The organism is Flavimaricola marinus (genome assembly GCF_900184895.1).
Lineage (GTDB): Bacteria > Pseudomonadota > Alphaproteobacteria > Rhodobacterales > Rhodobacteraceae > Flavimaricola > Flavimaricola marinus.
In genome coordinates this window covers 50,012-70,261 of record NZ_FXZK01000002.1, presented here as the reverse complement: position 1 = coordinate 70,261, position 20,250 = coordinate 50,012, and the positions used below count along the sequence as shown (strand labels likewise).

The window sequence follows — 20,250 nt, the reverse complement described above, 5'->3', positions numbered from 1 at the left end:
AGACAAATCCCCGCACAAACGCATCGACCCGCGCCGTTAAAGCATGCCGGTGACGGTCCTGTCGGTCAGAACGAGGATAACAGCACTGTCGATGGCGATTTCGGGCGTCTCTCTTGGCCAGAAACACGCAACGCTTTGGGGACGGGGTGACGTTCATCCGAGCCGCGACAAAAGAGCGAGGACGTCTGAGCGGTGCAACAGGCCAGCCACCTTGTCTCCGTCCAAGACCGGAAACACACGGTGCGGATGCGCCAAGAACATCTCCGCCACGCCGATGACTTCGTCATTGACGGAGACCGAGACGACCGCTGTCGACATGAAATCGGCAACCTGTCCGGTCCACTCACTGTAGTAGCTTGCATGGAGTGCCGGCCGAAAGCAGTCCTTGCCCGTCAAAATGCCAATCAATGCACCGGCGTCATCGAGCACGGCGGCGGCTGCGTTCTTGCTCTCGACGAGAACCGCTATCGCGCGCCGGATTGAGGTTTCCGATGCGAGGGTCGCGAAATCCGTTCGCATGATGCCGTCGATGCGATAGGTGGTCATCCCTTTGCCTTTCGTTCCGCTCGTCTCCTCAAAGGACAATCCTCGCAGCGGTCAACGGCGAGGCCCTCGGCGGCTCCGCAGCTGGTCCTTGCCGGCCCGCGCCCAAACATGAGGCCAAGTCCTAGCCCCCCTGCTGCCAGAGAGATGATGGCTATGGCGAAAAGGATTTCCATTCAGTACCTCACGCCTCTCAAATCTCGAAATCATTGAATTGACCCGTGCGGACTGATCGCAGCTCACCGTCAATCTCAAACAGAAACAGGGCCGCGATGTCGTTGTCGGCCGCAAACTGCGGCCCCGCCGTATCGCCGGCCGCGCAGAGCGCAGTCGCCCAGCCGTCCGCTTCTGTCGCTGTTGCCGCGACGACCGTGACGGAGCGCATGGCGCCGGCGACAGGTTCTTGGGTGCGAGGGTCGATAATGTGACTGTACAGACGCTCATTCAGGGAAAAGCTCTGCCTTCTCGTCCCGGACGTCGCGACGGCAACACCGGCAGGCATACGCAACGTGGTCGCCGCAGGTAATGTTTCCAACGGCGATTCAACCGCAATCCGCCAATCACGACCGTCCGGGTGATGACCAAGCGCGAGGAATTCGCCGCCAACTTCAATGAGCAGTCCAGCGCCTCCCGCGCTTCGAAGATGCGCACCTGCCATGTCCAAAGCCCAGCCCTTGGCGATACCGCACAGGTCGAGCGTCAGGTCGCCTCTTGTCTTCCTTATTCCCTCTGATCCGATCTGCAGCCCTCGCCAGTCCGGCTGGCCGCCGGTCTCGATCGGACCAAAGCCCCAACGGGCGACGAGGGGGCCGACGGTGGGATCGAATGCACCCTCGCTCTTGTCGGCGATCTGCAAAGCCGCTGTTGCCAACTCGATCAATGCGGCGTCGTTCGCCCGCGCATAGGCCGCGTCCGTATTGAAACGACTGATGAGGCTATCGGCTCGCCAAGGCGAGAACCGATAGTCGATGTCGTCGAATAGCGCCTCCAAGGAGGAGCGCATTTGCGCGATAGCGGTGCCGGGCGCGCCGATGATCCTCCATTCGGTCCCGAAGGCCGTGCCGGTGAGCGCTTCCAAACCTGCCGCATGCACCGCTTGCGGGAGGAGAGCCGACGCCCCGAGCATTCCAATGGCCCTGCGACGAGTAGGCTGAAAGTCATGGTTGGCCATCATTCAAGCTCCAAAATCGTCATAGAAGATCGACGCCGGTTCGACACCGAGTTGTTCGAGGGTGGACAACACTGCCGAGATCATAACCGGCGGCCCGCAAAGGTAATACTCGCATTCTTCCGGTGCCGTGTGGTCGCGTAGTTCGGCGCGGAGCGTCTCGTGAATAAAGCCGATCTGGCCGGTCCAACGGTCTCCGGGTGCCGGATCCGAAAGCGCTGGCGTCCAGCTGAAATTGTCATGGCGCTCGGCCAGGTCCACGAATTCATCGGCATAGAAGAGGTCGGCTGCTGTTCTCGCACCATAGTAATATCGGATGCGCCGCTCACTTTCGCGGGAAAGCTCCTGATGGATCATGGCCCGCAAGGGTGCCATTCCCACACCACCGCCGACATAGACCATTTCTCGACCCGTAGGTTGGACATGGAACTCGCCGAACGGGCCGGACAGTGTGATCGCGTCTCCCGCATTGACCGAGAAAAGCCATGAGGAAACGATGCCCGGCGGCACCTCATCTTCACGGCCCGGCGGCGGCACCGCGAGACGGATGTTGAAGACTGCGTTTCCTGCGTCTTCCGGACGGCTGGCGAGGGAATATGCGCGGGTCACCTCCGCTTCCGAGGCGATGCGTAGTGTCCGCCAACCCGCCATCTGCCAGGCGTCTCTAAAAGCCGCTGGCAGCTCGATAGTTGCGAAATCGAGCTCGTATGGAGGGGACGTGATTTGCATGAAGTCACCGGCCCGAAAATTGGATGAGTGATCCTTTGGCAATTCGACGACGATCTCTCGGATCAATGGGGCCAACATTCGGCAGGACTTCACTTCGCAGACAAACCCTCCACCGCTGCTAAGAATGTCGTCCGAAACCCGAACGGCACAATCACCGCGGAGCGTGGTCTGGCAGGCCAGACGCACGTTCGCGCGCCTTTCCCGCGGCGACAATACGCCCCGCTCCGTCACTTGTGGTTCCCCTGCCCCTTCGCCTGTCACCGTGACCCGGCAAAGCCCGCACGTCCCGGAGCCGCCACACGCGGCAGGGATCAGTATCCCGCCGTCATGCAGAACACCGAGCAGTTTATCCCCCCTCTGAGCGGGCAAATGCAGGGTTTCATTCACCGAAACATCAATGCCGACGGCCGGAACCAGCTGCTTTCGCAAGGCCAGCAGCCCGATCGCCAGCCCAACGATGAGCGCGACGATGACGAAACTGCCCAGCAGAACTTCGGTCATTGTGTTGCCGCCATCTGTGCGAAGGAGGCGAACCCGAGCGACATCAGGCCCGCAAGAACAAAGGCGATCCCGAGGCCGCGCAATCCAGCGGGCAAATCGGAATAGGCCAGCCGCGTTCGGATCGCCGCAAGCATAGCCACGGCCACCGCGAAACCGACGCCGCTTCCAAGCCCGAAAACCACGGACTGCGCGAGCGAGTAGCTCCGCTCTACCATGAACAGGCTGCCCGCGAGGATTGCGCATTGAACGGTCAGCAGGGGTAGAAATACGCCAAAGGCCGCATGGACGGACGGAAAAAACCGATCGAGCACCATCTCGAGTAATTGCACGGATGCTGCGATGACCCCGATGAAAGCAATCAACGCCAAATAGGAAAGGTCGAGTTCCGGCATTCCCGCCCATGCCCATGCTCCGGGCGCGAGAAAGCTCTGGTAGATGAGGAAGTTGAGTGGGACCGTGACCCCGAGCACCCCCGTCATCGCCACGCCAAGTCCCAAAGCGGCCTCCGGTCTTTTGGACAGGGCCAGAAACGTGCATAGGCCGAGAAACAGCGTCAGCGGCATGTTGTCCACGAAGGCGGCGGTGAGGAAGAGTGACCAGAGTTCGCTCATTCCGCAGGCTCCGGACGCAAGGCTTCCGGATGTTCCGACGCCTCGGCTTGCTCGGGCAGGATCCATCTGATGGCCCAAACCAGCAGGCCAAGCAGGAAAAATGCGGACGGAGCGAGCAACATCAAACTAAGCGGCGTGAACCAGCCCCCAGCATCCGCCAACGGGAGGATCTGGATGCCGAACAAGGCCCCCTTCCCGAGCAATTCCCTCAGCCCACCGATGACGATCAGAATCAACGAATAACCAAGCCCGTTTCCAAAGCCGTCAATCATCGCTGGAATCGGAAAATGGTGTCGCGCGTAGGCTTCCGTGCGGCCCAGCACTAGGCAATTCGTGGTGATCAAGCCGACATAGACCGAGAGCGCACGGCTGATTTCAGCAAAGTAGGCTTGCAGAATTTGATCGATCACAATGACCAGCGAGGCGACAATCACGATCTGGACGATCAACCGTATGGAATCTGGGATATGCCTGCGGATCGCACTGATGATCCCCGTGGAGAGCGTAAGCACGACCGTCAAGGAAACCGACATCGTCAGAGACGTCACGAGTGTCGTGGTGACCGCGAGCGCCGAGCAGATCCCCAGTATCTGCAGAGTGACAGGGTTCTGCCGGATCAACGGCTGCGTCAAAATTCTCCAATAGTCGGGACGGGCGGGCATTGATCAGAACTCCCCCCGCTGTATGGCGTCGATCAGTGGCCCATATCCGTCCGGACCGAGCCAGAAACGAACCATCTGCGTCACGCCACGCCCCGTTCGTGTCGCCCCCGTGATGCCGTCGACTTCGTAAAGGCTTGCCGCCTGCCCGCGCGCAACCCGGAACGCGATCTGACCGCTGTTGTCGCGCAACTCCGTCCCGGGAAATTGCGCCTGCCACGCCGCCTCGACGATCCTTCCACCGAGCCCCGGCGTTTCGGAATGGTTGGTGATCGCGATCCCTGCAACGGTATTCATGTCGCCGGCGAGAGCCAGGATTGCATCGATCCGCCCGCCATAGCCCTGCCCACTGATCGGGAGCAGGACCAGCGAAACCTCGTCCTCGTCGCGCAGCAGGAACACTTGGATGAAGTTGGGCCTTTGGCCGAGACCGGCCAAGTCCTGTGCTGCGTCGAGCGTGGTCCAGTTGTCGGCGTCAAGCAAGGCGGCCTCGAGCATGGCGGGGCGCAGGTCCGCAACCGCCCGCCCGGTCGAAAGGTCGACGACAACCGTCGAAAGCTCGCCGCCGGATTGCTCCAGAATGGTCGCCATTCCGGGAATCCCTTCCACAAGCGCCGCAATGCGCGCCTGCTCTTCGGCGGCCCGATTAGCCGTCTGGATCGGACGCAATGCGACCGTGGCACCACTGACCAATGCCGCGCTGATCGCCGAAACGAGAAAGGCCACGGCAACCGTTTTCGTGCGGCTTTCGTTCGGCAGGGCCAGCAAGCGTCGCCATGGGTTCCATTCACGATCTGCCATGACGTCTCCTTCGTCGACCGACCCAGATTGCGAGGGCTGTTTCATCCAAGAGCGGGGCTGCAAGCGATGACAAGAGTGCTGCCGCTACGGCGATCTGAACCGGCGCGGCACCCGCCCAACCGACGGCAAAGAGCGTCGTCAATGCCGCGTAGAGCCCGCCGTTGATCCAGCGACCGAGCGTCGTTGCCGCGCTCGTCACCGGATCCGCTACAACAAGGACAAGCACAATTCCCGCGACCATGATGACAGGTTCGGACAGGCCACCCCACATGAATGCGATTGCACCAAATATTGTCGCCCCCAAGACAACGGCCGCAGGCATCGCCCCAGTGGCCATTCCGATCAGCGCAGCTGGCAAAACGGCCCATGCGACTGGTTCGTCAAATATCGGCCAGACAAAGGACGGAAAACCAAAACCAAGGAAAGACAGAGTTACTGTGGCAGGGTTGACGACATTGCGGCCCCAGCCACCGAATACCAGTTCTCCCATGACGACACCGAAACTGATGCCGAGCACCATCCGAAATACACCCAACTCCTCTGGTGCGAGCATCGCGATTGCGATTGCCGTTGTCACCGCCGACAAAGACGGGGGCTGGGCCCGCAGCAGCATGAACACGATGTGCCACATCGAGACGGCCAGCAGTGTCAGGCTCAGTTCGGCGAGCTCCAAGAGCCCACCGAACCAAAGCCAACTCAATGTCATCGGCAGGCAAGATGCGATGAGCATGAGTGCCACGGTTTCCCGGCTCCAAAGCCCCCGGCTCATGCGGCATATTCCGATTGGATGCGATCCAGCATCGCGCGAAGTTGAGACGCCACCTGACCAGTCTCGCTCAAAACGTAGTCAGCCAGCGCGACATCCTCTTCGAGGAGCGACAGGATGCCCAGCTTCATCGCTGTTTCATCGTCGCCCGCGCCGAGCGCCCGAATGAACGGCGTTGCAGGCAGCGCGGCTCCGAACGCCTGGCTCAATGCCGCAGTGGGGATCGCCGGTCTGACGCTGGCCGAGCGTGTCAGCGCGGACAGGAGCCAGTGCGGACGTCGCGCTGCATCGGTTTCTCGTCGAAGAACCGTAACTTGCCGGTCGCGGTGTCTGAGCCAATGCGATCTATGACCGTCCAGGGGAGAGCCGGACATCACGACATGCGGACCCGGCGCGACGATCCGCTGGGTCAGTTGCCGCAGATCGGCACCCGGATGGGTTCGAATGCTCCGGGCATCCCGCAGTGCCTCACCAGCGATATGCACAAGGCGCATCATCGGCATTTGCCCGGTGGAGAGAAGCTCTCCAAGGGCGGCAACATCTTCGGCGTGAATATCCCAGACCGGTGCTTCCAGTCCGGCGGGAAACGCTTGGTGGATGCGGATCCCGGCGCTTCCTTGAGGATGGCGTGACCCAGATTGCACCGCCCGAAGCCGATCATTGCTGTCCCCAAGCCAGGGGAATGCGCGGTTGTCCGGTCGGCACACAAACACCGGGCCCTCCGTCAGCGTCAACAGCGCCGCCAGCCCTCTTGAAATCGCTTCCTCTCGCCCGCACAATGCCTGAATTGGATCGGGGGCGAAGGGTCGGGTATCGACCGCCATGACGACAATCGCAGCAGGCGTTTCAGCATGGTCGGGCATGCCTCCAAACGGACGTCTTCTCAGCAAAGGCCATAGTCCGGCACCCTGCATGAGCCGGCGAAGACCGGACTCGGAATCGGCTTCTGTCAAATCGTGTGTTCTGACACCTCCGTCGACCTCTCTGAACAGCAGAATCTCCTGAAGCTTGTGGCCGGGCAGTTCCGTCACGCGGGCCACGCGTCCCGCGATCGGGGCCACAAGGCATATATCCGTGGAGTTTCGCGACCGCGCCACGGCCGCCCCCTGCCCCACCAGATCGCCTTCTTTCACGACCGAGGTGAACGCATCATTCTGACTGTCCGGCGCGCCAACGGCCGCCTCTTCGGTGACGATCTCCTCGGCCCCCGTCCCAATAGGCGGTGATGTGAACCGTGGCGTCAAACCGGCGCGGACCGTGAATGCGGACATTGCTCTTCCCGAGGCTTGGACCCGGGAAATCTCTGCAGAGATTTCAGGGCGTCGAAAGAAAACTAGTGAAACCGTATCACAATTATGTTCTTTTTGAAGAACAGAGAACTTTCATTTTCTGAAGGAGGCCGAATTGCGAACTCCAACCCTTTCAACGGTCCTTTCGATTGGCTTGGCCATCGGATTGTCAGCCACTTTCGTCGCCAGCACGAGCTTGGGACAAAGCACCAGCACCGAAGAGACAGGCGACGATGGGACAATCCCCTTTGCCTTGCCGCAGTCCGGCCCCTTCACGCCCGCGGAAATAGGCATCGAGAACAATCAGGCGATCACCGACTGGTTTCGATCGTCGCACGCAAATGCCGCCGCGGAAGCGTTCAGTCATTGGGATGATGAGGGCGAGATCCAAGCCTCCTGTGCCACGTGCCATTCGGGCGAAGGGTTTAGAGATTTCCACGGCCTTGACGGCACCGAGGCCGGTGTCATCGACGGCACAATCAACGTCGGAGGGGTTGTCGATTGCGGAACCTGCCATAACGCAGGCCTCGCTGAGGTTCGCGAGGTTACCTTTCCCAGCGGAGTCGTTCACCCGGTTCAGGGGGTCGAAGCGTCCTGTCTGACCTGCCACCAAGGTCGAAGCGCCGGTGTCGACGTCGTCAATGCAATCGCCGACCTAGATGTGGATACGCCCGACCCATCGCTTCGCTTTATCAATCCGCATTACGCGACCGCCGCCGCGACATGGCTTGGTGGATACGGGGCGGCAGGATACCATTTGCCTGACCGCGAGTATTCTGGCCGGTTTTTTCATGCCCGGCCGGTGGCCAGCTGCAATTCGTGCCACGAGCCGCACACGCTTGAGATCGAGTTCGAGCCCTGTCTGACCTGCCATCAGGCCGATAGTCCTCAAGATATCAGGATCGCCAGACAAAGTTACGACGGCAGCGGGAACACGTCGGTCGGGATCAAGTCGGACATCGATGCCAACGCCGCGATGCTGCTCTCCATGATCGAGGATTATACCGACGAGGTCGTTGGGATACCTGTCATTTATGATGGCGCTCGCTATCCATATTTCTTTGCGGATGCCAACAACGATGGGGTCGTCGATACCTCGGACGGTCGGCCGGTGGCCTATGCGGATTGGACCCCCAGAAGCCTGCGCAGCGCCTTTAACTGGAAGCTCGTGACTGCGGATCCGGGCAATTATGCCCACAATCCGCATTATGCGCTGGAGCTGCTCTACGATTCCATCGAAGATCTGAGCGGTCCACTGGCAATCGATATGGATGATTTGAACCTGCTCCGTTAGCCAGCCTCGTCGCCGCCGACTTTGCAGAGAAGAGGACCGACTGAATGGATCAGGCATCTGTGCTGCTGACCCTGGGCATCATGCTTCTGGGCGGATTGGTGGCGGACTACTTCGGCCGAAAGACACGTTTGCCGAGGGTCACGATGCTGCTTTTATTCGGCCTTGCCGTGGGGCATTCAGGCCTCGGCCTTTTGCCTGCCGCCTCGATCGAGTGGTTCGAGATCGTTTCTGTCGTCGCGTTGACCATGGTCGCCTTCTTGCTGGGAGCGGAGCTGACAAAGGAAAACCTGACGCAGCACGGCCGGGCCATTTTCTCTATTTCGCTGTCGATTGTCATTGGCACGACGCTTTTGGTGTGGGCAGGCCTATCTGCGATCGGGCTCGATCCGGGTCTCGCGCTTCTATTGGGTGCAATTGCGTCTGCGACCGCACCGGCAGCGATTGCCGATGTTATTCAGCAATCGGGCGTCCGGAACGGCTTTACCGAAACCATCAGCGGAATTGTCGCCATCGACGACGTCTTCGGCCTTATCGTTTTCAGCGTCTGTCTCGCGCTCGTCCACACATCGGGCGCTTGGTCCGGTCCCCTCCTAAGCGCCGGACATGACATCGGTGGCGCTGTTTTGCTCGGCATCGCGATGGGTGCTCCGTCGGCTTATCTGACGGGGCGGATGAAGCCGGGTGAACCGCTTCAAATCGAAGCCTTCGGTATCGTTTTCCTGACGGCGGGGCTGGCACTTTGGCTTGAAGTGTCATTTCTCATTGCCGGCATGACGGCTGGTTCGCTGATCGCCAATCTTGCGAAGCACCACGACTACGCCTTCAACGAGATCGAACGGGTCGAGCAACCATTCATGTTGCTGTTCTTCCTGCTCGCAGGTGCATCGCTGGAGCTTGATGCGCTATGGTCATTGGGCTGGGTCACACTTGTTCTTGTGGGCCTCAGAATAGCGGCGCGCCTCATCAGCAGCGAAGTTGGCGCGAGAATTGGCCGGGTCCCGAAGAGCGAGGCGCATCTCTATGGCATCGCTCTGTTGCCGCAAGCCGGCGTTGCCGTAGGCATGGCACTGGTCGCGGCTGAAACAATACCGCATTGGGGTGCCACGATCATGACGTTGGCGATCGCGGCAACCGTTATTTTCGAGCTCATTGGGCCACCCGCGACATTATTTGCGATCAAACGGACCCAAAAGGCTGATAAGTCCTCCTAGTCATTCGTCCGAACAGCATGAACGGTCTGCACTGTCGCGGGACAGGATTTTAACGCGAGAACTAATCGTCGCCGGCAAGGATTGACCCGAGTTTCAGGTCTAACCTGTTGCGCGCCAATACATCGGATGGCTTGGTCAGAAAGTCGGGCAATGGGTCATGCGATACATGTCCTCCTGCCTCTTCGATCATCAACAAGCCGGCCGCCGCATCCCAGATGTTCAAGGCAGGCTCATAGAACGCATCGAACCAACGCCCGAGAACGCCAAGCAGGCAGATCGTTGCCGCGCCGTGGCGTCGATGCTCGATGCCATGGTCGATCAAACGCTCGATGCGGCCCAAATAGCCCGCGATTGGGCGCCGTGCGGAATATCCTAACGCGACAATCGGGGTATCCGAGGGCGTCTCGTCGAACAGTACCCTCTGACCATTCAGATAGCAGCCCTGCCCGCGAATTGCCGTCGCCGTCAACCCGAGATCGGGTGCGTATATGACGCCATGTGTGATCGCTACGCCGTCGGAGAAGGCGATCGAGATGGCCCAGTCCGGCATACCGCGCGAGAAATTGACCGTGCCATCAATGGGATCAATGATCCAGATGCGCCGCCCGACACCTTCCAGACCGTCTTCTTCGCCCAGAATGGCAACGTCGGGTTCAAAGGTTAGTATGCGGTCACGAAGCAATGTCTCTACGGCAACATCGGCGGCGGTGACCAAATCCATCGGCCCTTTGATCTCTGCCTGCAGTTCGCCCGGGTTCGCGCGCATCCGTTGCGCCAGAGCGCCCGCTTCCTTGGCCATTTCCAGAGCGGCCTCTAGTCGTTTATCCAACATGTCGGGTTGTTCCTCGCAATACGGGGCTCAGAGGTTGTTGCTCTACCCGGCTGGCAAGCGTGCCATCGGCAATGCGTTCGATCAGAAGCCGCACCACGATCTCTGACTGATGTTTGATATCCTGACGAATGGTGGAGAGATTGTAGGAGGCCCAACTGGCCTGTTCGATATCGTCGAAGCCGAGGACCTGGATCTCGTCTGGTATCGACATCCCCAGATCCAATCTCAATGCGTCCAACGCACCGATTGCCATCAGGTCGGTTGCGCAGAAGAGCCCGTCTACGTGCCCAAGCGCGTCGCGCCCGGCGTCAACGATCCCGGCACGGGCATCGGCGTAGCTCTGATCCTCGGCATGAATTACTTTCACCGCAATCCCGAGTCGTTCGGCTGTTGCCAGGAATGCATCGCAGCGCCCCGACACCGAGTAGGTCCCGCGCCGCGGCAGAAGACATCCCAGTCTCTGCGCACCGCTGTCTATCAGCAGTTGTGCCGCGAGACGGCCACCCGTCTCGTTGTCGGCAACCACACGATCGCCCCAGTTCGAGACCCCGGCCCGGTTCACCAATACGACCGGAAGCCCCTGCCTCTTGCAGTCTTCGATCAGGGCACGTGTCGGGCTATCAGACGTCAGGATCATCCCTGCGACGCGATACCCCAAGAGCGACTCGATCAGCGTGCTGACGTCGTCCGGCTTTTCCGCCGTGATGAGCATGGGCTTGAATCCTTCGCGGATCAACGCCTCGCTGAGTTGCCTTACTTGCCGCGAACGTAGCGGTGTATCAAGCCGAGAGGCCACCAATCCGACAATGCCCGAGTGCCTCTGTTGCAACCCGCGAGCCAAGGAGTTTACGCGATACCCCAGCTCGGAAGCCGCTTTCGTGACCTTCTCTCGCGTCTCCTCCGATACGGTGCCGCCCGGGGTGAACACCCGGGATACAGCGGATCGAGAGACACCCGCCAAGCGCGCGACATCGAATGACGTCGGATTGCGAATGGAGGAGTTAGCCATCAAGGACTCGCGCATTGGCATGTCTGACGAAGGCAAAAGGCTGATTGAGATTGAACTGGTCCGGCCGCAAACGGATGATGTGATCGAAGACCTCCGGGTCTTTGCCCATATATGCCACCATCGACCTCACCGCGCTGCCGCGAAGTGACGCGATGTCGGCGGCATCTGCGTGCGGCGTGAACTCGACCATATTCGCGTCGTAATCCGCAATCGTCTCGGCGAGCGAGGGATAATCCTCGCGGCGAGCCATGATGAGCGCATCGGCGCTCAGTTGCCGCAATGTGACAAGAAAATCTCGGTTGAACGACCAGAAGAACACGCGATCGAGCATGCCGGCTCGCTTGACCTGCTCCAGAACGGGCTCTGGCGGCGCGGACTTGAACTCCAGATAGGCGCGGCCATCGTAGCGCTTGATCAGATCGAGGATCTCCTCAAGCGTCGGTATGGTCGTATCCTTAAAGAACGGATCGAACCAGCTTCCGGCATCCAGCGACCGCAACTCGGCCATCGTATGCTGGGTGACAGGTCCGGTGCCATTGGTAGTGCGGTCCAACATCGGGTCGTGAATGACCGCAATCTGGCTGTCCGACGTGATGTGAAGATCCACCTCGATGACATCGAAGCCGGCCGCCAATGCACATTCCAAGGCAGGAAGCGTGTTTTCTGGTGCGATAGAATTGGCCCCTCGGTGACATACGACGCCAAAAGGGTAGCTGGATGGTCGTCGAAGTGGATTAACCAATTCCGGCATGTCCGAGCAGATACCGGTGACCGGCTTTGTGCGAATGGCAGCCATTCGAGCCGGATCTTCTTCGTGCCACAGAACCACCTGTTTGCCGTCCGCGAACGCACGGCCGAAGAATTCCTTCGTGAGAGTGTCTTGCGGCGCGGGCAGATGCTCCCAGCACAAGTGAATGACGTCGGCGTCTGCAGCGTGGCTATGCGGATCCGCCCCGATTGGGACAAGGCCCGCAATGGGATAGGTGCTTCCCGCATCCTTGAGGATTTGGACGATCTCGGGGTTGAAGGCGCCGATGATTACCGGCGAGATCTTGGCGTCCTGCAAGAGATGCAGGGTCGGCAGCGCCGCTTCCACATCCTTGATATCGGCATAGATACCGGCGCCGAGTTGCGCCGCGAGCGCAACGACCTCGCTCAAATCCGGGACGTCGGGCATCGCAGCGCGCAATGCGTCGCGAGTCATCGCATTCAATGCCTCGCCAGTTTCCAGCATCGCGTCATGGTGAACGATGGAGACCCCGTCAGACGAGGCGCGGATATCAACTTCCCACATGTCTGCACCCAATTCAGCGGCCTTGCGAAAGGCGGCCAGAGTGTTGGCGGGCGCGTAGGCCGATGCCCCCCGATGCGCGATTGAATAGGGGCGCACCGGTATCGTGGTTGCCGTCATACCCTGACTCCGTTTGGCGCAAACGCCAGAATGCTGTCTGTCGCCACGCCCCAATTGACGCGATCGCCCTGACGGATCGGAGCGCCTGCCGAGAGGATCGATCGGATATCGCCGCCTCCGTCGAGCCGGACGTCAATCAACTCTTCGCGGCCCTGTGGCTCGACAAAGATCACCTCGCCTTGCAAGCCTTCTCCGTGTTGCGGGCCGAAATGCTCCGGTCGAATGCCGAGGATCAGATCACCGGAAGCCTGAAGGTCACGGGGCCGCGCGATGGATTGACCATTGGCCAGAACCACTTCTGCGCCAGCCGTTGCCGGAAGAAACGAGATCGGTGGATTGCCCAGAAATCCAGCGACGAATTGGGAACGGGGATTGCTGTACATCTGTTCCGGAGTATCCAACTGCACGATCTTTCCGTCCTTCATCAGAGCGATGCGGTCGCACATCGACATCGCCTCGACTTGATCGTGAGTGACGAGGATCGCCGTGATACCCGTTTCTCGCTGAATGCGACGAATTTCGGAGCGCATCTCGAGCCGCAGCTTGGCGTCGAGGTTTGCCAGAGGTTCATCGAGCAAGAGAACGTCGGGTTTGCGGATCATCGCGCGCGCCAAAGCAACCCGTTGTTGTTGGCCGCCCGACAGCTGCGCCGGTCGACGGTCGAGCAGTTCCCCGATCTGAACCAGTTCGGACAACCGCTCGACCTCTTTTCTGATCGCGGCTTTTCCGAGCTTCTGGATCTTGAGAGGAAAGCCGATGTTCTGCTCTACCGTCATATGCGGATAAAGAGCGTAGTTTTGAAACACGACCCCAACTGATCGTTCCTGCGCCGGCACGGTTGTCACGTCGCGGTCGCCAAAATGGAGCGTCCCCCCGTTCATCTTGTGAATGCCGCAGACCGCGAACAGCGTCGTTGATTTGCCGCAGCCCGATGGTCCGAGAAGCGCGATCATCTCGCCGCTTCCGACCGTCAGATCCATGTCCTTGATGACTGTGGTGTCGCCAAAGCGTTTGGTGAATTTTTCAAGCCTGAGTTCCATCAGCCTTTGGTGCCTCCGCCGTAGATGTTCATCAGCTGCTTCTGGAAGACCAGATAGATGACGATAACTGGAATTGAGTAGAACATGCCGATTGCCTTGAAGAGGCCGAAATCGGCGGTTGCGTCGTCTTGGATGACCGCGTTCATGAATGTGGCCAAGACTTGGGTGCTAGATCCTGGAGCCAAGACCAGCGGCAAGACGAATTCGGACCATCCGGACAGGAACGAGATGATCAACAGCGCGAAGAGCCCCGGCTTGACCTGCGGCAGCACCAGCTCCCACCAGACCCGAAGCCGACTTGCTCCGTCCTGAACGCCCGCCATCTCGATCTCCCACGGCACGGTGTCGTAGAACCCTTTGAGGATCCACACTCCGAACGGCAATTCGAGCGCCGCCTTCACGAGGATGATCCCTAGCAGCGTATCGAACAGGCCAAGAAACTGCAGGATGATGAAAATCGCGATGATCAGGGTGATCGTCGGAAAAGCGTGCAAGATGATCAAGCCGCCAAGGAAATAGGGCCGACCCGGCATATTTAACCGCGACAGGGCATAGCCTGCCGTAGCAGACAGCGACGTTACGAGGAATGCGGTCGTGCTGGCGAAAAGGAAGGTGTTGAACGTGACGACCCAGATCGATGGGCGGCCGGTGTCAATCCGCTCCCAGAGAAAGCGCCAGTTTGACAGATCGATGGCGCCGGGCACCAGAGAGCCGGGGTCGGGCTGAGCGATGCTGTCGATCACCTGATAGACATACATAATCACAAGAGGCGCCGAGAAGATCGCCAGAATGAGGACCAGATGCCAGATACGAGAATTCGCCGTCATTGCTCGATCCTCGGCTTTGCCAGCAATTCCTTGAAGTTGAAGAACCTCAGATAGAGTGCCGAGAGTGCGATCCCGATGAACACCAGCACCAGCGCGTAGGCCGATCCAAGTCCATACTGCAGGTTTCCGCCATAATTGTTCAGCGCCGTATGATAGGCAGCCAGCGCCCAGACTTCGGTCGACCGGCCAGGCCCGCCGTCGGTGGCAAGAAGGATGTATTCGAATGAAGTCAGAAGGCTAAGCGTCTGATACGACGTCATGAACAGAATCGGCCAGCGCATCTGCGGCAAGATGATGTAGCGGACCTGCTGCCAGCGATTGGCGCCGTCCACTTCTGACGCATAAAGCATCGATGTCGGGATAGCTTTGATCGCCGACGAAAACAGGATCATACCCAGCGAGGCGCCGACAAATCCGTTGATAAGGATTACGACCGTCCAAGCCCGCGTGGTAGTCTGCATCATCCAGTTCTGAGGAGGCACGCCGAACCAACCGGTCACGGTCGCGATGAAGCCGTTGTCCCATGTGAACCAGTTCCACATGAGCACATACAGCACGGGCGGCAAGATACGTGGCAGGAACCAGATTGCTCGGAACGTGTTCGCCGTCTTTGACGGCAGATAGAATGTCGAAAGCGCCAGGAACAGCCCGAACACAATGTTGAACGTGAGCGTGCAGACGACATAGAACGCGCTGTTGGCCGCAAAACGAAGTGTTGATGGAAGCTCCAGCAGCAAGCTGAAGTTGTCCGTCGTCCACGTCCAGCCGGTATAGGCGAATTCCGTCAATGTGTCGTGATCTACCGGATCGACACCGGTCTTTTCGAGAGCCGCCCGGAACTGGGATTCGGTATCGAACCGTTCGCCAATGATCGTGACCGCAAACAGATCCGCTGCCGTTTTCCTGTCGCGCGTTTGACGAATGGGTTCGTCCAGATTTCTCAAGACGCGTTCGAGATCCCGGCGGGCAGTAAATGTCTCGCCAAGGTAATCTTCGCGCAGCTCTTCGGCAGTCTCATCGCCGAACTGTTCGGCCAGAGCGGTCAAACCTGCTTCGGTGATCTGAAAACCCGCATTCTCGAGAAGCTCAACGGACTCTTCGCTGATGCCGATCTCCGAAACGCTTCGCAATTGTTCCGAGTTGATCTGATAATCCCCTCCCATGATCCCGGTCGACGTCGACATATTCGTAAAAGCGAATACCACAGTCAGAAGAACCGGAAGAAGGAAGAAGATAGCGACGGAAATGATGGCAGGCGTCAGAAAACCAATACCCAGCATTCGGGACGTCATGAGTGGAATGTCCTTGAATTAGGTTGGCAGGGCGCGAAGGAACGCACCCTGCCCTTCTGGTTGATCAACGAACGATGAGATCGTCGCCAAGAGTGGCGCGCATTTGCGCTTCGACTTCGGCAACGGCTTCTTCGGGCGTCTGAACACCGCTCCATGCCGCCTCAAGCCCACGGAACATCGCTTCGGAGAAGGCCCCGTATTGAAGGTGGTTTGGTTGGGATGTCGCCGAAGCCAAAAGCACCTCGGTCGCCTCGGAGGCCCAACGGTCGCCGCGATAGAGGTCGATATCGCTTTGTGCCTGAGCCACAGCCAAGTGATTGGACTGGATTGCATGCAAGGAGTTGAGGCGAGGCTCGGACGCAATGGCAATCAATTGTGCTGCGATCTCTTCCACACGGTCATCTTCCTGGTCCATGACAAGGTAAACCAAGGGATGGGTGATCGTGTTTGCCCGTCCGGCGTCGTTGCCGGCGGGGATCAGCGAGAACTGGATCGTGCCCCAGAAATCGTCGTTGCCTTCTGTGGCATAGCGGCCGAAATGCCAAGTTCCGCCGTGCCAGAACGCGGCCCGGCCATTTGCCACTTCGGTATACCACTGGTTCCAGTCGGTTCCGATATGGTTCTGACGGGTCACTCCGGCAGCAACGGCGTCGACGAAGAATTGATAGAATTCCGTCATCGCAGTCTTGTCCAGCACGAGCTTGCCGGTGTCTGGGTCCATCAGGACGCCCCCGAATGACTGGTAGAACTGAGCATAGTCAGGACCGTTGGAGACGCGTGGATAGAACCCGTAGCCTTCTTCGACGACGCCCATCTCGACGGCTTTGGTGGCATCCTCGAGAACATTCTGGAGCGTATACTCCCCAGACGCGACCATATCCGGCAGAGCGTCGATCTGGTCTTCGCTATAGCCGATCGCCTCGAGCGTCTCGCGCCAGAAGAAGAAGGGACGCGACTCGGCGTCTTGTGGGATACCCCATTGGGTGCCCGCATAGGACGCGATTTCCATCAGGTTTGGATAAATGTTGTTCAGTGGCCATGAATCCAGATCGACGTAGTCTTCGACCGGAACGATGTAGCCTGCCTGGCTCCAAGGAGCGATATCAAGGTGAGACGTGACAACGATGCTTGGCGCGGTCCCGGCCTCGGCGCCAAGCGTGATGCCCTGCTTGAATTCATCCCAACCAGTGAAGTCGCGACGCCCCTCGACGGTGATGTTCAGCTCATCGCCCATGATCGCGGCTTCGCGCTCGAGGATGTCGGCCGCGATCTCGATTGCCTCGATGCGATAGCTGTCACTGTCGTTCGATCCGCCTGCCCAGACGGTAATCGTCACATCTTCGGCCATCGCGGTCGTTGCAAGTCCGGCAAGTGCCCCGATTAAAGCGGTCGTACGTGTAAGGTTGGCCATTTTCTATCCTCCCAAAATCCATGTTCGCGTGACACTGCACACGTGTGCAGCGACGTTCGCAGATTATTTTTGATCTGGGAATATGATTCCTTCGAACCTCTTTCCCGACCATCGAACGCCCCTCCTGTTAGGCTGCCAATGTAAGAGTTTCTTGACAGATGACGGGTAGATCGACGCCCGTCTGAAGCGGGAAGTGAATGCCGGGCTGGCTGTCTCTTGATTGGGATGCTTGGTCTGAAAAATAGCGTGACAAGCGAATGTTGAGGACGCTTCTTCCCCTTTTTTTTCATGCGGATGGGCGCCCATCACTCCGAGTTGTTGGAATTCTCCCGCCCGCCTGCCCAAGTTCGCAAACCGCCCAAAAAGCGATCAATCCTCACCAACCTCGTCCACCGATCACTCGGATGCTGTTTGCTAACGTCCAAAAAATTCTATTGACAGGAAATTGAGTTGTGTTCGGCGCAGGCGTTTTGATCAGAACGCCGCTGCGCGACGCGCCAACAGGTGCCGATCGAACGAATCAAACGAGGATCATTGGTACCTGAGTCGCCCAAGGACGCCGACTTAATTTCACTGTCCGTCGTCCGCGAAATCCGGCAGCTTTGACTTGGAACAGCGTTTCACCAAATTGGCGCCGCAAGTTGGGACGCGGCCTTCCTTGGATCCATTGCCGGCAGAATCTTGGGTTGGCTTTTGGACCGTTTGCCAGCAACTCTTCACACCTGAGCACTTATTGGGGGGCAAATTGAATGGCGGGACGAATGGAGAGCGCCTAGACGGCCGCGTCATCGACCGGGCGGCTGATCCATGGCTCAATGGGCCACTCCGACCCCCATCAATACTTTCCCTGAGCATTTGCCAGAAGAACCAACTTCGGAACGAACATGATACACCTCGTCTTCAAGACCCATCTCGATCTCGGTTTTACCGGCTATGCCAGTAGCGTACGCCGGCAGTATCATGAGCACTATATCCCTATGGCGCTCGATACCGGCGAACATTTCCTCAAGGAAGACCCGGATGAACCCGCATTTCGGTGGTCAACCGGCAGTTGGCTGATATGGGATCACCTCAACACTCAGCCGGCGGAAAAGGTGAGGCGCTTGGAACGGGCGATTGAGAGCGGTATCATAGCCTGGCACGCCCTGCCCTTTACAACGCATACCGAATTGATGTCGCGCCCGCTCCTGGCGGAAGCATTGTCGATCTCATATGAGCTGGACCAGCGGTTTGGTCGCACCACGCGCGCCGCCAAGATGACGGATGTGCCGGGCCACACGATCGGTGCGGTCGAAGTCATGGCAGATCACGGAGTAGAGTTCCTGCATCTTGGCGTGAATGCGGCCTCACCCGTGCCGGAATTGCCATCGTTGTTTCGCTGGCAAGCACCCAATGGCGCCGAAATCGTGGTCTTGTACCAGAGCTCTTACGGCGAGACGTTCTGTGCCGATGGAACGACCGCCGCCATCGCGTTTGCGCACACGGTGGACAACATGGGCCCACAGAACGTCGGACAAGTTGTCGAAACATGGGATCGAATGGTTGAGGACAACCCGCACGACTACATCCGCGCCTCTACCCTTGACGACTACTGGAACGATCTTCGCGCACATCGCGACAAGTTACCCGTTGTCACCCAAGAGATCGGCGACACATGGATTCATGGAATTGGCTCGGCGCCACGACGCCTATCTCGGTTCTTGGCCTGTCAGAGAGCGTTTGACGGGTTTTCAGATGCTCTGACGCCAAAACGCCGAGCGTTTGGACGCAAGCTATTGGAAGTGGCCGAACACACTTGGGGTGTCGACATCAAAACCTATCTGCGAGACGACAAAGCATGGGACCGCGCTGATTTCGAAGCGGCTCGCAGCCGAGATCCGAGGTTCGCCATTGTCGAAGGGGCTTGGCGTGAGCAGGATGTTTTCATCGATGAGGCGCTCGCTCTACTCGATCACACCGACGTGGCTCTGGTGGACGACATTCCGAATGTGCCAACCGTCAGCGGTACCATCACCCCGCTTAGCGAACCGCTCCAAATTGGGGCGTTTGAGGCGCAGTTTGATACGTCAACCGGTGCACTATTGTCGCTACGACGGGATGGGAAACTGCTCTTGGAGGCAAGAGACGACGGGGCTGGAATTTTTGCCTATTCCCAGCGAGCCTACTCTGCCGATAAAGTCGAGAGCTACCTTGGCTCCTATCTGACCCATCGCTACCATTGGGCCATTCTTGACCACACAAAGCCGGGGCTTTCCAACGCCAAGACGCAGCGCTCGGACACTTTTCAGCCGACTCGGACAACTGCTTTCGTGGAGAAGAACCGTGCCCTGATAGCGGCCGAAATGCCAAGTGACGCTGTTCGCGATTTCGGCGCACCACGTCAAGTGATCTGGGATTATGAGGCCCAGCAGGACGCCCTTCACCTAACGCTCCATCTGATCGGCAAATCTGCGAACCGCCAGCCAGAAGCCGGGTTCTGCCATTTTGAACCAAAGATTGGGGACGACAGTCTGAAGGTAGAGAAAATGGCTTTGCGCCTTGATCCACTGAACGTTCCGCCACATGGCAACCGACAACTCCACGCGGTGCAGGCGATCGAGGTCGCGAATGCCGCGGGACCGCTCCGACTTGAGACGGCCGATGCTGCGCTGTTCGGCCTATCGTCGCAACCGTTTCTCAACCACACCACCGTTTTGCCGGAGCCCGAAAAAGGTGGGCGCTTTGTCTTGTTCAACAACAAATGGGGCACAAATTTTTCAATGTGGACCGAGGGCGATTTCGCTTTTCGCTTCAAATTGAGCTTCGGGCATCGGGCCTGACGGAAGCAATGAGTTCTCAAAATGATTGTTGACCAGT

18 protein-coding genes are annotated in these 20,250 nt (G+C 58.9%); 3 read left to right on the top strand and 15 right to left on the bottom strand.

What is annotated here, in order from left to right; all coding sequences use genetic code 11:
* Positions 1 to 153: 153 nt before the first annotated feature.
* The 8 genes from LOM8899_RS07150 to LOM8899_RS07115 all read right to left on the bottom strand — a co-directional run bounded on the left by LOM8899_RS07150 (position 154) and on the right by LOM8899_RS07115 (position 7,049).
* Entirely contained in the window at positions 154 to 546 is a 393-nt protein-coding gene (locus tag LOM8899_RS07150) for a CBS domain-containing protein (RefSeq protein WP_093991529.1), read from the bottom strand.
* 190 nt (positions 547 to 736) lie between these two features.
* Entirely contained in the window at positions 737 to 1,717 is a 981-nt protein-coding gene (locus LOM8899_RS07145; protein WP_093991528.1) for an FAD:protein FMN transferase, read from the bottom strand.
* On the bottom strand, positions 1,718 to 2,941 hold the full coding sequence (gene nqrF, locus LOM8899_RS07140) for an NADH:ubiquinone reductase (Na(+)-transporting) subunit F (RefSeq protein WP_093991527.1): 1,224 nt from the start codon (positions 2,939 to 2,941) through the stop codon (positions 1,718 to 1,720).
* Complete coding sequence (gene nqrE, locus LOM8899_RS07135) at positions 2,938 to 3,552, bottom strand: NADH:ubiquinone reductase (Na(+)-transporting) subunit E (RefSeq protein ID WP_093991526.1); 615 nt, start codon at positions 3,550 to 3,552, stop codon at positions 2,938 to 2,940. Before nqrE ends, nqrF begins: the two co-directional genes overlap by 4 nt.
* The gene (locus LOM8899_RS07130) at positions 3,549 to 4,214 is read right to left on the bottom strand and encodes an NADH:ubiquinone reductase (Na(+)-transporting) subunit D (protein ID WP_093991525.1); all 666 of its coding nucleotides are present in this window, start codon (positions 4,212 to 4,214) and stop codon (positions 3,549 to 3,551) included. Before LOM8899_RS07130 ends, nqrE begins: the two co-directional genes overlap by 4 nt.
* A gap of 3 nt (positions 4,215 to 4,217) precedes the next feature.
* Complete coding sequence (gene nqrC, locus LOM8899_RS07125) at positions 4,218 to 5,012, bottom strand: NADH:ubiquinone reductase (Na(+)-transporting) subunit C (RefSeq protein ID WP_093991524.1); 795 nt, start codon at positions 5,010 to 5,012, stop codon at positions 4,218 to 4,220.
* Positions 4,999 to 5,781, bottom strand: coding sequence for an RnfABCDGE type electron transport complex subunit D (locus tag LOM8899_RS07120; RefSeq protein ID WP_093991523.1), 783 nt, complete (start codon positions 5,779 to 5,781; stop codon positions 4,999 to 5,001). The genes nqrC and LOM8899_RS07120 overlap by 14 nt, the downstream gene beginning before the upstream one ends.
* On the bottom strand, positions 5,778 to 7,049 hold the full coding sequence (locus LOM8899_RS07115) for a Na(+)-translocating NADH-quinone reductase subunit A (protein WP_093991522.1): 1,272 nt from the start codon (positions 7,047 to 7,049) through the stop codon (positions 5,778 to 5,780). Before LOM8899_RS07115 ends, LOM8899_RS07120 begins: the two co-directional genes overlap by 4 nt.
* Positions 7,050 to 7,182: 133 nt before the next feature.
* Between LOM8899_RS07115 and LOM8899_RS07110 the strand changes: the two genes are divergently transcribed.
* Together LOM8899_RS07110 and LOM8899_RS07105 are read left to right on the top strand one after the other, a co-directional pair.
* The gene (locus LOM8899_RS07110; protein ID WP_245820467.1) at positions 7,183 to 8,361 is read left to right on the top strand and encodes a cytochrome c3 family protein; all 1,179 of its coding nucleotides are present in this window, start codon (positions 7,183 to 7,185) and stop codon (positions 8,359 to 8,361) included.
* A 44-nt stretch (positions 8,362 to 8,405) separates the two neighbouring features.
* Positions 8,406 to 9,572 carry a cation:proton antiporter gene (locus tag LOM8899_RS07105; protein WP_093991520.1) on the top strand — a complete coding sequence of 389 codons (1,167 nt, stop codon included), beginning with the start codon at positions 8,406 to 8,408 and terminating at the stop codon, positions 9,570 to 9,572.
* 61 nt (positions 9,573 to 9,633) lie between these two features.
* Here LOM8899_RS07105 and LOM8899_RS07100 read toward each other — a convergent pair whose 3' ends face one another.
* From LOM8899_RS07100 to LOM8899_RS07070, 7 genes are all read right to left on the bottom strand, one after another.
* On the bottom strand, positions 9,634 to 10,404 hold the full coding sequence (locus LOM8899_RS07100) for an inositol monophosphatase family protein (RefSeq protein WP_093991519.1): 771 nt from the start codon (positions 10,402 to 10,404) through the stop codon (positions 9,634 to 9,636).
* A complete protein-coding gene (locus LOM8899_RS07095; RefSeq protein WP_168770492.1) occupies positions 10,394 to 11,413 on the bottom strand; it encodes a LacI family DNA-binding transcriptional regulator in 1,020 nt (339 codons plus the stop codon). The genes LOM8899_RS07100 and LOM8899_RS07095 overlap by 11 nt, the downstream gene beginning before the upstream one ends.
* On the bottom strand, positions 11,406 to 12,824 hold the full coding sequence (locus LOM8899_RS07090; protein ID WP_093991517.1) for a glycerophosphodiester phosphodiesterase: 1,419 nt from the start codon (positions 12,822 to 12,824) through the stop codon (positions 11,406 to 11,408). The genes LOM8899_RS07095 and LOM8899_RS07090 overlap by 8 nt, the downstream gene beginning before the upstream one ends.
* The gene (locus tag LOM8899_RS07085) at positions 12,821 to 13,864 is read right to left on the bottom strand and encodes an ABC transporter ATP-binding protein (RefSeq protein ID WP_093991516.1); all 1,044 of its coding nucleotides are present in this window, start codon (positions 13,862 to 13,864) and stop codon (positions 12,821 to 12,823) included. Before LOM8899_RS07085 ends, LOM8899_RS07090 begins: the two co-directional genes overlap by 4 nt.
* Positions 13,864 to 14,691, bottom strand: a complete 828-nt coding sequence (locus LOM8899_RS07080) for a carbohydrate ABC transporter permease (RefSeq protein ID WP_093991515.1) — start codon at positions 14,689 to 14,691, stop codon at positions 13,864 to 13,866. Before LOM8899_RS07080 ends, LOM8899_RS07085 begins: the two co-directional genes overlap by 1 nt.
* Positions 14,688 to 15,983 carry a carbohydrate ABC transporter permease gene (locus tag LOM8899_RS07075; protein ID WP_093991514.1) on the bottom strand — a complete coding sequence of 432 codons (1,296 nt, stop codon included), beginning with the start codon at positions 15,981 to 15,983 and terminating at the stop codon, positions 14,688 to 14,690. Before LOM8899_RS07075 ends, LOM8899_RS07080 begins: the two co-directional genes overlap by 4 nt.
* A 64-nt stretch (positions 15,984 to 16,047) precedes the next feature.
* Positions 16,048 to 17,394, bottom strand: a complete 1,347-nt coding sequence (locus tag LOM8899_RS07070) for an ABC transporter substrate-binding protein (protein ID WP_093991513.1) — start codon at positions 17,392 to 17,394, stop codon at positions 16,048 to 16,050.
* A gap of 884 nt (positions 17,395 to 18,278) precedes the next feature.
* On the opposite strand from LOM8899_RS07070, the gene LOM8899_RS07065 reads away from it, so the two are divergent.
* Positions 18,279 to 20,213: a DUF5054 domain-containing protein gene (locus LOM8899_RS07065; RefSeq protein ID WP_093991512.1), complete on the top strand. Its 1,935-nt coding sequence runs from the start codon at positions 18,279 to 18,281 to the stop codon at positions 20,211 to 20,213.
* Positions 20,214 to 20,250 lie beyond the last annotated feature (37 nt).